The organism is Brevibacterium picturae (genome assembly GCF_030453725.1).
Lineage (GTDB): Bacteria > Actinomycetota > Actinomycetes > Actinomycetales > Brevibacteriaceae > Brevibacterium > Brevibacterium sandarakinum_A.
This window is the reverse complement of record NZ_JAKDJU010000104.1, coordinates 1-10996: the sequence shown is the minus strand read 5'-3', so window position 1 is coordinate 10996 and position 10996 is coordinate 1. Positions and strand designations below refer to the sequence as shown.

Below are 10996 nucleotides of genomic sequence, written 5' to 3'. Positions count from 1 at the left end.
CTCCCCCGCGGGAGAACGGCGGCAACCAGGACATCAAGAACCTCACCAAGGGCACACGAGTCTTCTACCCGGTGTTCGTCGACGGCGCGAACTTCTCCGTCGGCGACCTCCACTTCAGCCAGGGCGATGGTGAGATCACTTTCTGCGGCGGCATCGAAATGGGTGGTTTCGTCGACATCAGCGTCGATCTCATCAAGGGTGGAATGGACACCTACGGGGTGAGCGAGAACGCCATCTTCCAACCCGGCAATACCGCCCCGCAGTACTCCGAATGGCTGGCGTTCTCCGGAACCTCGGTGACGCTTGACGGTGAGCAGCGCTACCTCGACTCCCATCTGGCCTACCAGCGGGCGTGCCTGCACGCCATCGATTACCTGGCCAAGTTCGGCTACAGCCCGGAGCAGGCCTATCTGCTGCTCGGCGCGGCACCGATCGAAGGCAGATTCTCCGGCGTCGTCGACATTCCCAATGCGTGTGCCACCGTGTACCTGCCGACAGCGATATTCGACGTCGACATCTCACCCAGTTCCAACGGGCCCACGCAGATCGATCCGGGCATCGGCGCACCCCACTCGGCGTTCTGAGGGCGGCGGCCTCTTTCATCTCACGCCGCTGAGACGCGGCGCGGTCTCATGTGGACAATTCAGCTCGGATCCAGATTTCGGTCGTAGCCTCGAGGAAGACACGAACGGTTTCGCCGTCGGTCTGTGAACCGTTGTTCTGCAGATAATTGTTCCCCAGCTTTAGGAGCCAGCATGTCCGTCGTCGCCATCAATACCCTCACCGTCCCCGAGGCGGCACGCGGTGAACTCGAGAAGCGCTTCGCGGCACGCAAGCACTCCGTCGACGGCTCACCCGGCTTCGAAGGCTTCCAGCTGCTGCGTCCGGTCTCCGGCGGCGACCAGTACTTCGTCTACACGCAGTGGGCCACACGTGAAGACTTCGATAACTGGCGCCAGGCCCGCCAGCCCGCACACGAAACCAACAGCAAGGAGCCCGTCTCGGAGCAGGCCAACCTTCTCGAGTTCGAGGTCGTCGACCTCGGCGAGTGATCTCCAAACAGGTCTGCCCTCACCGATCGGTGGGGGCAGACCTGTGTCAGCCTAGCCGTAGAAGCCGACCGAACTCAGTGCCTCGAGCCTGACCCAGTCGGCGTCGAGTCTGCCCGTATCCATCGTTTGGGACGAGCGCAGCTCATAGGCGATCATCGGTCGCTCGTCGATCGCGAGCACCGCCGCATAGATGCACGCGAGAACGTGTACGCAGTGCGTGGCTCGTGACCTGCAGTGACACCGGAATTCCAGTTGGTCGAGCGGAACCGAAACACTCACGTCTCTTTTCACAAGGTCATCGAACAGCTCCCGTGACAGCTCACCCCCGACAGCACCTCCACCGTGGACACGCAGCAGTTCCCCAGCCGTTTCACCCGCACCTTTGGTCCACGTGGGAACTGTGATCTCGACGGGAAGCGTCAATCCTCGTTCGACCACCTCGGCGGAGATCGTCCCGGGCGCTTCTCCCACCGAAACATCGAGATCACGGGCCATTCGTCTGGCGCGGGGCAGCTGTGGGCTAGGTGTGCCGCTGATCGGTTCCACGACACGCAGCCAGCTTCGGCCCCACATGGTTGCGCCGAAATCGATGCTCGCCATCAGCTCAGATCCTTTCCATCCAGGGCGAAGAGATCCCACAGCTGTTCATCGGGGAGTGTCGCAAGTGCTTGCTCCGAGTCCCCGGTGACGAGTTCGGAAAGCCCCTGCTTCTTCCGATGCAGCGCATCGATGTGGTCTTCGATCGTTCCGGCGGCGATGAGGGTATGGACATTGAGTACGCGGTGCTGGCCGATGCGATGAGCGCGGGCGGTGGCTTGCTCCTCGACTGCGGGATTCCACCACCGGTCGAAGTGGAGAACGTGTGATGCTCGGGTCAGGTTGAGTCCGGTGCCTGCCGCTCGCAGGCTGAGGATGAGAATCGGGGGTGCCTCGTCATCCGTCTGGAAGCGGTGCACGAGCTTGTCGCGTCGCGCAATCGGCATTCCGCCGTGGAGAAACGGTACCGGGCCGCTGCCCAAGTAGTCGGCGATGCCTGCTGACAGCAGGTCTCCCATCGCCCGGTACTGGGTGAAGACGATTGCTCGCTCACCGTTCGCAACGATTTCGGAGAGCACTTCGCAGGCGCGATCAAATTTTCCTGATCGGCCGAAGTAGGAGCCTTCGGTTACGTCACTGGTTCCGCCGCTGGTTCCGTCGCTGGTTACGTCATTGGTCTCATCGCCGGTGGTATCTCGAGCTGTGGCGGCCAGAGCCATTCGCCCCTTTCCCTTTGTCACCGCACGAGCCTCGTACTGCGCGGGGTGGTTGCAGATCTGCTTGAGCGCGGTGAGCAGTGTCAGCACGCGACCGTTCCTCTCAAATCCGGAGCCGAAGCCGTGGTCAAAGGCATCGTCGACCGCCGCGGAATAGAGTGCGATCTGTTCTGGAGTCAGCGTGCAGGTGAGCGTCGTGTTCACCTTCGGCGGCAATTCATCGATCACGGCAGATTTCGTCCGCCTGAGCAGATGAGGTGCAATCAGCTCTGTCAACGCGTTCGCGGCGCGCGTCGACCGTCCATTCTGTATGGGATTGACGAAGCGCTGCCTGAAACGCTTTCGAGGCCCCAGGATCGTCGGGTCCGCGATGGACAAGATCGACCACAGCTCCTCCAGACTGTTCTCCACCGGCGTTCCGGTCAGCATGATTCTGGCGTGAGTTTGCAGACTCTTCGCTGTGCGAGTCACTTTGGTTCCGGGGTTTTTGAGATTCTGTGCTTCGTCGAAGACGACGATGTCCCAGGCTCGAGCCGAGAGATCTTCGTCGGAGCGCAACAGTGTGTAGCTGGTGAGGACGACCTCGCCGGGAAGAAGGTCGGCCGGCAGCCGTCGGGTTGGACCGTGAAAAGTGCGCACGGGGAGTTGCGGTGCGAATCGCTCGAACTCTCTGCGCCAGTTGTTGACCAACGAGGTCGGGCACACCACCAGGTGCGGCAGCTCCGAACCACGTGCGGCAAGCAGGCCGATGGCCTGAACAGTCTTGCCCAGCCCCATTTCGTCCGCGAGGAGGGCACCGGTTCCAGCGCCGGCGTGTTCGCGCAGCCACGCGATCCCGTGCGCCTGATAGGGCCGAAGACGGGCTGTGAACCCTCGGTCCTGCAAGATGGACCCCGTACTCAATGCCTGCCGGAACCGTCGAATCGAAGCCTCTGCCGTCATCATCGCAGTCTCTGCTTCGTTGACGACTGCATGCGCCGCGAGCGGCAACGTGGTCAGTGCATCAGGATGTGCGCTGAGCTCACTCCACGAGCGAGCCGAGGGAGCCAGGGCCTCCGACCTAACCAGTGACTGCAGAGCATCGACTGTGGTGAGCAGATCGGTGATGTGGACGTCAACATCGTCAACGGCGATTCCGCTTCCGGATGGCTGGGCCAATCGCAGGCAGACACTGCGTCCGCGAGGCAAACCCAGGTCAGCAATCCACGTGGCGGTGTTCGGTGGCCCCCACCAGGCAAAGCCGTGTTCGGCAGGGACGAACGTAGCCTGGAGCATCTCCGAGTGCTGCTCGTGGACTGCGGGTCGTGGGGATCGGGCAGTGCATGTGGGCACAGTCTCTCCTGAGTGATTGGCGATGGTCCACGGCCGGGGAGTGCCGATGTGCTGGGTGGTGCTGGGTGGTGAAGCGGGGGCTGTGCCAGCGTAGTGAACCGGAATCTGGAGTTTCAAGAGAGATACATAAACTATTTTTTGGCAAGGTGACCTCGGCGACTGAGGGCGGTTCCTGGGGGCTCTGAAACGGCCGTTGCATCCGTTCGAAGGTTACTGGCACGGAACTTTCGGTTTTACTGCTACTGTGCAGAACTGTAATAGCGGGGACACGAGAGGCACGCAATGACGCAGCAGAATACGGAAATCGACGACCGGGGCCACGGCTTCGTCAAGGCACTCGGAACGGTCGATGCCCTGTTCATCGGGTTCGGAGCGATGATCGGCTTCGGCTGGGTCGTCCTCACCGGTGAGTGGCTCAGCGGTGCCGGAACCTTGGGTGCCATCCTTGCCTTCGTCGTCGGCGGTGTCATCATGTGCTTCGTCGGCACGGTCTACTCCGAGCTGGTTGCTGCCATGCCGCACGCCGGTGGTGAGCACAATTACCTCATCCGGGCGATGGGTCCTCGTGTCTCTCTGTTTGGCTCGTGGGCGATCACCGGCGGCTACATCAGCGTCGTCATGTTCGAAGCGGTCGCGGTGCCGAAGACCGCTCTCTACCTGTTCCCAAACCTCGAACATTTCAAGCTGTGGACCGTCGCCGACTTCGACGTGTACCTCACCTGGGCTCTCGTCGGCACTGTCACCGCAATCATCATCTCCTGGATCAACATCCGCGGCGTCAAGCTCGCCTCTCTGGTCCAGACATTCGTGGTCTCGTTCCTCATCATCGTCGCTTTCCTGCTGCTGACCGGTGGCCTGGTCGGGGGCGAGGTCGCCAATGCCGAGCCACTCTTCACCGGTGGTGGCGCCGGCTTCATCGCAGTCGTGGCCGTCGTGCCCTTCCTGTTCGTCGGCTTCGACGTGATTCCGCAGTCGGCAGAAGAGATCAAACTGCCACCGGCGAAGATCGGCAAGCTCGTCGTCATCTCAGTCCTCATGGCGATCGCGTTCTACATCATCATCATTTGGATGACCTCCCTAGCGATGCCTGCTTCGGAACTCGCCACCCACGACCTCGTCACTGCGGATGCTCTGGCCGCGATGTTCCACTCTGCGTTCTGGGGCAAGCTCGTCATCGCCGGTGGCCTGGCCGGCATCATCACCTCGTGGAATGCGTTCCTCATGGGGTCCTCCCGCCTGATGTGGGCTATGGCCGTCGCCGGGATGATCCCCGCCTGGTTCGGCAAGCTGCATCCGCGCTACCGCACTCCTGTCAACGCGATCATCTTCATCGGCATTCTCTCTGCGTTGGCTCCGTTCCTCGGCTCAGCGGCACTGGGCTGGATTGTCGATGCCGGCTCACCCGCCATCGTCATCGCCTACTTCCTCGTCAGCATCGGATTCCTCATCCTGCGCAAGCGCGAACCGGCGATGGACCGTCCGCTGCGCGTCGGCGGCAAGAGCAACGGCGGCATGATCATCGGCGTCATCTCGGCGGTGCTCACCCTGGCCCTCTTCGTCCTCTACCTGCCGATCACCCCTTGGTCTGCACAGCTGGCATGGCAGTCCTGGGCCATGTTCGGCCTCTGGCTCGCAGTCGGAATCTTCTTCATGTTCCGCCTGCCCACCGGCATCAAAGCCGGACCGAACGCAGAGACCGAACTCCTCGCCAAGGTGAAGTCCCTGCGCAAGAAGTGACGTGATGAGAATCAGCCCGCCAAAGAGCGGCTGAAGAGCAACAGCGAACAGTTCTCGCTTCGTGAGAGTGCGGCTATCGGAGACATCTCCGGTAGCCGCACTTCTTTGCTCGAGGGCTGTGATTGAGGGCTGTGCTGATCGGATTGACGCTGCGCCGCCCGTGCTGGTGGGCTACCCCTCACCACGAGCAGCAAATCACCCCCGTGCACATGTATGAATTGGCGCTGCCGGTGCCGCGTGTAAAACCACCGGTTGTCATTGAGGCTGCGGGTAAGAAGTAATGGTGCGGGTAGAAAATGGAGCTACGGGTGCGGGGTGCACAGTTGAAGGGCGAAGGGGCAGAGGCGAGCGCGGCCACTGGCATGTCGCGCAGTGACCGCGCTCGGATCGGGGGATGACACCACGCGGCGGAGTCCCGCCGCTAGGCAGAAGCCCACCGCGGATCAGACGGCGGCGTCGAGGCCGTTCATCTTCAGGCGTTCGCGCTGGTTGGGGTTGACGCTCGCTCGGAACGGCATCTCCACCACCTCTGCGCGGACGGGCTCACCTGGGGTGTCGGCGAAGGGTTCGGGAAGCTGAACCCAGTACTCGGTTCCCAGTGCACTGCCCTCGACCGGCACATGTGCCATCGCGATATTGGCTTCGAGCTCCGGTGAGTACCAGGGCGACGTCACGTACCCGACCGGGTCGCCACCGGATGTGGCGCTGACCAGCCAGAAGTCGGGAGCGTAGTCCGTGATCGGCTTTCCACCGACCAGCAGGCCCACGAGCTGAGTCCTAAACGGTGCGGTGCCGGCAGCGATCTGCTCACGAACCGCCTCGAGTTTCGCCTTGCCGATGTAGTCGGCTTCCTTCTTCCTCGGCACCTGGTAGGCGAGGTTGACCTGGAAGGGGTAGGTCTCGAAGTCCATGTCCTGGCCCCACGAGAGGATGCCCGCGGCGATCCTGCGGTGGTGGCTGGGAGCAACGACCTTGAGGTTGTAGGGAATGCCGGCTGCGAGCACGGCATTCCACATGTCCTCGGCGTACTTCGTTGAGTCCTTGAGGTAGATCTCGTAGCCTTTCTCCCCTGTGAACCCGGTCTGGGAGATGATGACGTCGTGCCCGCCGACCTGGGCTTCCATGAGTCCATAGCTGGGCAGCGTGCGTCCCTCCTCACCGACGAGGTCGGCGATGACGTCGACGGATTTCGGTCCTTGGACCTGCACCGGCGAGACATCGATCTCGGCAATGGTGACGTCGAAGCCCTTGCCGACGTTGACGCCCTGCAGCCAGAGCATGAGGTCGGTGTCGGAGAGGCTGAACCAGAATTCATCGATCGCCACTCGCAGCAGGATCGGGTCGTTGAGAATGCCTCCGGCTTCATTGCAGAGGATCACGTAACGGGCGCGCATGACTGGAATCTTGGTCGCGTCACGGGTGATGACATAGTTCACGAACGCCTCGGCGTCGGGCCCTTTGACCTGGATCTGCCGTTCCACGGCGACGTTCCACAAGGTCACGTCGTTGACGAGAGACTGGTACTCGGCCATCATCCCGCCATCTTCGCGAGATACGTAGCCACGCGGGTGGTACATGCGGTTGTAGATCGAGGCTCGCCAGCACCCCTCCTGCATAGACAGCTCCCAGTACGGGGACTTTCGCACCCTGGTGTCAATGAGCATCTCGACAGGCGTGGGGCCTGATTGGCGAAGGTTGATCGGGACTTGTCTGTCGCTTTGGTTCACTGATGGGACGTTGTTGTCCATGGTGTTCCCCCTGCTAAAAGGTTCTACATTGTAGAACTCGATTCCCATATGATGGGTACAATCAGTGTAGAATTGAAGTGTCGACGGAAGCAAGGGTTTCCATCCAGATTCATCAGCCGTCGGCCACTTTCCAGGGATCCTCTCAAAGGAGCATGGGATGTCACAGGAAGTTCTGACCACGCTGCTGAAATCCGCGCGCTATGAAATCCTTCCCACCGCGGGTGTCGTCGACCGTGTCCACGAGTACGTCGCACCCGGCCGTGTGATCACTGTGACCGCCTCGACCGGGCTGACCCTCGAAGCGACCCTGTCCACCGCCGAACAGCTGCAGGCGCTCGGCTTCCATGCGGTGCCCCATATTGCGGCACGGATGGTCCAGGGCAGAAGCGAGCTGGAGGAGATCGTCGACCGTCTGACGCAGGCCGGCATCGATCGGATCTTCGTCCCCGCCGGCGACGCCACGCCTCCGGCCGGCGGCTATGCGGGTGCACTCGACCTCATCATCGACCTCGCGAGCATGGCCGCACCGATCCAGCACCTCGGCGTCAGCGCCTACCCGGAGACTCACCCACTCATCCCCGATGACGTCACCATCCAGGCGATGTGGGACAAACGCGACTACGCCACCCACCTCGTATCGAATCTGTGCTTCGACCCCGGAACCATCGCCACCTGGCTGGCCAGGGTGCGAGCGCGCGGCATCGATCTGCCACTCGTCCTCGGCATCGCAGGCAAAGTGGAGCTGGCGAAGCTGGCCCGGGTCGCATCGAAGATCGGGGTCGGCGAATCCACGCGGTTCCTGCGCAAGAACACGGCCACCTTCACCCGGATGGCCAAGCCCGGCGGGTACAACCCTCGGAAGTTCCTCGACAAACTCGCACCTGTCCTGGATAACCCGGCCCTGGGCGTGACCGGACTCCACATCTACACGTTCAACCAGATCAAGGACACGGAGATCTGGAGGCGCAAGCAGCTCGGCATGGTCGACGAGGTGGAAAGTGTGCAGTAATTCCCCGGGGCGCCTCCCAACACGGTAGTCGCTGCGGCACCCCTCCCCCGCGAGCCCCCGTGAGGCCGTGCTCATCCGACGAAGCTCGAGTCGACCTGTCACACTTCACACCCGCGTTCAGGGGGACGTAGCTTGATCCGCTGACATGCGAAGAAGCGCGAGGTGGGTGTTCTGCTCTGAGCCTGAGAGATCGACCATTGGGTTAGTTCGGGAGCTCAGCGTCTCAGAACGAATTCCGGAGGTCACGGTCTACGGCCTCGACATCTTGGTCACCCGCAAGGACTCCATCAATGGAGAACGCGTCCTTGCGGGTGACCGAAATGTATCCAAACGGGGCACCCAGATTATTTCGCTGTCCGTTTGCTCCGCTGGGCTCTTCCTACCAGGAGCGCACTGATCGTGATCCATGCGATCAACGGCACTAGCACCCACCACGCGTTGTCGAGAACCGCAGTGGGAAGCAAGAACGAATCACCAGTACTCGAGGTGACAGCACTGTTGAACATTGAATTATCCGTTGTAAGTCGACCAGTTCGAAGTCCTTCTATCGCGACCAGCACAACGACGCCGGCAGCCAATAGCATTGAAATCATCAGCCCAGTGGTTCGAACTTTCATGACGTGCTCCTTCCCTTTCATGGATCCTGGTAACTCCACCATAGGAAGACTGGGACTGATGCGTAAGGATGGTGAGTCATCCATTTGAAGTCCGAATGTCATACCCGTGGTTCCGCGCTCCTACCGGAACGGATTGTGACCCGAGTCGAAATATCCAGAAAAATCGGGATTGTGTAGGTAGTTTTGCCGTCCCTAGCCTTGATATACAACCGAGTAAACCTACGCCTTATCAGAAACTGCGAGTTCAGGAGCTACTATGTTTCGCGACAACAACGATTCGACCGATCGGATAAACCTCGTTTCACCGAGTTGCATTCGGGAAGTCGACCGGTAGATGGTTCGGGCGAGCACTGCGCACTGTGAAGCACCCGCACTGACTGTTGCGGTCGCGTATCCTCGATCTTCATCTTCTGATCGCTTGTCCTGACTGAGGCAGTCTCAACTGACAGTTGAAGGAGAACTACGGGCCGAATTCGAGTCTCTCCTAGCCCTTTTCGCCTCAGGCCTGTCAGCAACCTTCCTGGACTCAGCCTGTCAGACACGCCGAAGTCCCAACCCGCAGCTGATTAAGTAGACATAATATGAACTCTCGCGTCCCATCCACCCGCCGTGCGTTCGTCGGTCTATACGAACATGGCCGTCGAGATGTGAAGGTTCAGCACCGCGCATACTCTGCGGATGCTCACCTTGAATGGGGATCGGTCACCAAGACAGTAACTGCAGGGTTGCTGAAGGTATTGTCGATTGACGGCGTACTTGACCTGCGCACCTCTGTCGCAGATTTACTCCCGATACCCAGCCTTGAACACACAAGTTTGCAAGAACTCACCCTGCATCGCGCGGGACTGCCGCCAATGCATGCAGGAGCCCCCACGGGGCTGGTTCGGGATCCGAGCACAGGTTGCGACCGTACTCGATTTCTGAGCGAGATCGCTCCACGGATCACGGTGAATGAGGAAATTTCCGGCAAGTTCAACTATTCCAACCTCGGATACGCCTTGTTGGGGCTAGCTTTGGAAGAAGCGACAGGACGGTCATGGTTTGAACTCGTTCGCACGCATCTGCTGCCAGCATCCAGATATCCGTCATTGACCACATGTCCACCGCTCGGTTCTTACCCCACGACAATGGGTATTTCGCGTAGACCTTGGCAGTTGGGTCGTGGCGTTTACGCGTCAGCCGGCGGCCTCTGGTCACGAGGAGACGACCTCCTCAGATATGCAGAGGACACCTCGTCCATGCCACCGTCCCCAGGGTGGTTCGTGCTCCGTGGCGGCGTACTCTTCCACAATGGTCAAACCCGCGATGCCGGGTGTTCAGTCATGGTCGATCAAAGGAACGGAAGGGCGAGTGTAGCCCACACACTTTTCCGGATGCCTCGGACACCGCAACGACTCGCCGAACATGCCCTGTTCGGAAATGGCGCGCATTCGTAGACGAACGAACCGTGCGAGCTACCAGAGTCCAGACGCCTGCAAGAGGCCGTATTGACCGGCCAGGGCGACTGCATGAGTCCGGTTATTGGCTCCAAGTTTCGCCCGTAGATGACGGGTATGTGAGTGGATTGTCGACACTTCGACGTAAAGGCGTCGTGCAATCATAGTGTCGGAGCATCCCTGAGCAATCAATAGCAGCACTTCAAGCTCACGCTCGGTTAGCGACGCAATACCTTTGGCCGTGGCCAAGTTCCGTGCAATGTGATTTCGAGCGATATACGTTCTCGGTTCCCTCACCGCGTGAATTGCGCTCAGCAGCTCCGAATAGTCCAATGGCGAACAGATAACCGCCGCCGCTATCCTGGTCATGGCATCGGGAACGCTCTCAAGACGCCTGGCTGCTAGGATCACCGGCGGCAGGTTCACCTGTTTGGGTATCTCAAGCTCCTCGAGAGCCTGCGGGCATTCGTCGACATCGATTAAAAGAGCTGCGCAGTCCGCGGGAATGCGCTGAGCCTTGTTGACCATGATCAAGTCGATGCTCATATCTTTGGCCGCTGAAGCTGCCCCGGCAATCACAGAAGGTCGCGACAAGGGCCCTATTACAGCTAGCTTTTTCATCTCTCTTGTTGCGTCCCTGGATCGTCTGCCCGGCGAAACACCGAAACAAGGGATGTCGTGTGTTCGGCGACAGGGGACTGCGCGAAATCGGCGTACCGAGACACGAGGAAAAGACCTGCCCTTTCTGCGACGAGCGTGAGCTCCCGCGGAGCGAGCCAGTAGCTCTCTTCTGGAAATGACTTTACCTTGTT

At 60.5% G+C, this 10996-nt stretch carries 10 protein-coding genes; 5 read left to right on the top strand and 5 right to left on the bottom strand.

From position 1 onward, the window contains the following. The coding region (locus L0G76_RS10830) for an acetamidase/formamidase family protein (RefSeq protein WP_304357246.1) at positions 1 to 584 on the top strand (584 nt) is incomplete at its 5' end. Positions 585 to 755: 171 nt separating this feature from the next. Then, complete coding sequence (locus L0G76_RS10825; protein ID WP_092104438.1) at positions 756 to 1052, top strand: antibiotic biosynthesis monooxygenase family protein; 297 nt, start codon at positions 756 to 758, stop codon at positions 1050 to 1052. A gap of 51 nt (positions 1053 to 1103) precedes the next feature. Here the strand turns inward: L0G76_RS10825 and L0G76_RS10820 are convergent, their stop codons facing one another. Continuing rightward, the gene (locus tag L0G76_RS10820; RefSeq protein ID WP_092104440.1) at positions 1104 to 1652 is read right to left on the bottom strand and encodes a hypothetical protein; all 549 of its coding nucleotides are present in this window, start codon (positions 1650 to 1652) and stop codon (positions 1104 to 1106) included. Then, positions 1652 to 3637, bottom strand: coding sequence for a DEAD/DEAH box helicase (locus L0G76_RS10815; protein WP_157691372.1), 1986 nt, complete (start codon positions 3635 to 3637; stop codon positions 1652 to 1654). The genes L0G76_RS10820 and L0G76_RS10815 overlap by 1 nt, the downstream gene beginning before the upstream one ends. 282 nt (positions 3638 to 3919) lie before the next feature. Here L0G76_RS10815 and L0G76_RS10810 point away from each other — a divergent pair, with 282 nt between their 5' ends. Next, positions 3920 to 5374 (top strand): APC family permease, encoded by a 1455-nt coding sequence (locus tag L0G76_RS10810; protein WP_304357245.1) that lies wholly within the window; start codon positions 3920 to 3922, stop codon positions 5372 to 5374. A gap of 443 nt (positions 5375 to 5817) precedes the next feature. On the opposite strand, the gene L0G76_RS10805 is transcribed toward L0G76_RS10810, so the two are convergent. Next, entirely contained in the window at positions 5818 to 7038 is a 1221-nt protein-coding gene (locus tag L0G76_RS10805; protein WP_304357244.1) for a glycine cleavage T C-terminal barrel domain-containing protein, read from the bottom strand. A 241-nt stretch (positions 7039 to 7279) separates the two neighbouring features. On the opposite strand from L0G76_RS10805, the gene L0G76_RS10800 reads away from it, so the two are divergent. Continuing rightward, complete coding sequence (locus tag L0G76_RS10800) at positions 7280 to 8131, top strand: methylenetetrahydrofolate reductase (RefSeq protein WP_092104446.1); 852 nt, start codon at positions 7280 to 7282, stop codon at positions 8129 to 8131. 1198 nt (positions 8132 to 9329) lie between these two features. Then, on the top strand, positions 9330 to 10184 hold the full coding sequence (locus L0G76_RS16285) for a serine hydrolase (RefSeq protein WP_092104450.1): 855 nt from the start codon (positions 9330 to 9332) through the stop codon (positions 10182 to 10184). 18 nt (positions 10185 to 10202) lie between these two features. Here the strand turns inward: L0G76_RS16285 and L0G76_RS10795 are convergent, their stop codons facing one another. Next, positions 10203 to 10730, bottom strand: coding sequence for a helix-turn-helix transcriptional regulator (locus L0G76_RS10795; RefSeq protein WP_157691374.1), 528 nt, complete (start codon positions 10728 to 10730; stop codon positions 10203 to 10205). Between the two features lie 71 nt (positions 10731 to 10801). Next, the coding region (locus tag L0G76_RS10790) for a hypothetical protein (RefSeq protein WP_304357243.1) at positions 10802 to 10996 on the bottom strand (195 nt) is incomplete at its 5' end.

Bases quoted from the DNA above. Each gene is read 5' to 3' on its own strand.
- L0G76_RS10825 (WP_092104438.1), top strand. From the start codon at position 756: ATGTCCGTCGTCGCCATCAATACCCTCACCGTCCCCGAGGCGGCACGC.
- L0G76_RS10820 (WP_092104440.1), bottom strand. From the start codon at position 1,652: ATGGCGAGCATCGATTTCGGCGCAACCATGTGGGGCCGAAGCTGGCTG.
- L0G76_RS10810 (WP_304357245.1), top strand. From the start codon at position 3,920: ATGACGCAGCAGAATACGGAAATCGACGACCGGGGCCACGGCTTCGTC.
- L0G76_RS10805 (WP_304357244.1), bottom strand. From the start codon at position 7,038: ATGCTCATTGACACCAGGGTGCGAAAGTCCCCGTACTGGGAGCTGTCT.
- L0G76_RS10800 (WP_092104446.1), top strand. From the start codon at position 7,280: ATGTCACAGGAAGTTCTGACCACGCTGCTGAAATCCGCGCGCTATGAA.
- L0G76_RS16285 (WP_092104450.1), top strand. From the start codon at position 9,330: ATGAACTCTCGCGTCCCATCCACCCGCCGTGCGTTCGTCGGTCTATAC.
- L0G76_RS10795 (WP_157691374.1), bottom strand. From the start codon at position 10,730: ATGAGCATCGACTTGATCATGGTCAACAAGGCTCAGCGCATTCCCGCG.